Source organism: Dellaglioa sp. CoH-57-MRSF-17, from assembly GCF_056782015.1.
Window position 1 is genome coordinate 1 of sequence record NZ_JBXAXY010000114.1, and the last position, 294, is coordinate 294.

Genomic DNA, 294 nt, shown 5'->3' on the forward strand with positions numbered 1-294 from the left:
GTGCCACGTCGGTTACAGCCCTCCAGATGTTGATACATACGACGACCTTTGCCCTTTCCGACGCAGAATGGCTCATGATCGAACGCTACTACTTTGTCACCAACTGTATACAAGTAAGAGCCCGGTTTACGCGGATCGAGCAGTGCATAAACGTAGTAGAGCGGGTCAAGACTGAGCCTGTTGCGAGAATGCGCCTGAAGCTCTCGTGCCTGTTTGCGAACCAATGAAGAGAATGTGCGAGCCATGGTGTACTCCGAGTTTGTTCTTCATAAAATTGCACATCCTGCTTTACTC

The 294-nt window shown here is 50.0% G+C and carries 1 pseudogene; it reads right to left on the minus strand.

Features of this window, described 5'->3' with window-relative positions:
* Window positions 1-245 (minus strand): annotated as a pseudogene (locus AC1RPJ_RS08080) (hypothetical protein); the annotation flags it as partial.
* Between the last annotated feature and the right edge of the window lie 49 nt (window positions 246-294).